Below are 1047 nucleotides of genomic sequence, written 5' to 3'. Positions count from 1 at the left end.
GCTTCTTCGACCTCATCCTCCCGCCGGTCGACGGACGGGCCGCCGGCTGACGGAGCGGTCGGCTGACGGAGCGGTGCGACGTCAGCCCGACCTCGGGTCGACATGGATCCTCGGCCCGTGTCCGGTGTCGGCCGGACGCTCGTCGGCGAGGACAGGCCCGACCGCTTCCAGGCCGACGGTCGCGGCGACCATCGGTCTCGGGTCGACGGATCCGTCGGCGTATGCGCGGACGGTGTCGTCGAGGCCGGGGGAGGCGGACAGGATGCCCACCGCTGTCACGTCCGAGCGTGCGGGTGCCGATCCTGCTGGGCCCACCGGCCGGCCCCACGAAAACGACCCGTCCGCCCGGCTCGATCAACCCCAGGGCCAGAGCGGGCAGTCTGACGGCGTTTTCAGGCATCGACGATCGCGTCGGACGGCCGGTCCGGGACCGATTCATCCGAGCACGGGCGCTCGCGGCCCAACTCGTGGGAAGGCAGGGGAGTTGCCGCTACGGCCCATCAGGTGGATCTCCGCGCCGACGGCCCCGACGAACATCGCGACCAGCAGCCGATGGTCCCGGGACCCAGGACCAGAGCCCGGTCGCCGGGCCTGAGCGCGGCGGCCCGGGCCGCTCGCAGGGCGTTGCCACCCGGCTCCACGAGCGCGCCCGGCACGGCGTCCACGGAGCCGGGCGGCACGTGCAACGGGGAGACCGGCAGGGCGAGTTGCTCCGCCAGGGCACCGGCCGGCCCGCTCACCGCGTATGCCCGGCTCCTGCCGTTTCTCGCACACGTGTGGGTGGCCCCGTAGGCAGCGACGGCAGGCACCGCGGCCGAACACGGTGTCGCCCATGACCCGCCGCCCCACCCGCCCCGGTTCGACCCCGTCGGTCGACCGACACGACGCGGCCGGACCGCTCGTGGCCGAGGCGCATCGGGTAGGAGGAGTGGCCCTGGTGGAGGCAGGCCATCGCGCCGGCACAGAACTCCACATGGGTGCCGCACACACCGACCCGCTCCACGTCGACCACGGCCTCACCGGGTGCGGTGGGCCATGCGGAGGAGC

General features: G+C 74.0%; 1 pseudogene. It reads right to left on the bottom strand.

From position 1 onward, the window contains the following. Positions 1-81: 81 nt before the first annotated feature. Positions 82-1047: pseudogene (locus AB0J04_RS46270) on the bottom strand (alcohol dehydrogenase catalytic domain-containing protein); the annotation flags it as partial.

Source organism: Streptomyces sp. NPDC050263, from assembly GCF_040655955.1.
In the GTDB taxonomy this organism is placed as follows: Bacteria; Actinomycetota; Actinomycetes; order Streptomycetales; family Streptomycetaceae; genus Streptomyces.
This window is presented reverse-complemented; position numbering and strand designations above follow the sequence as displayed.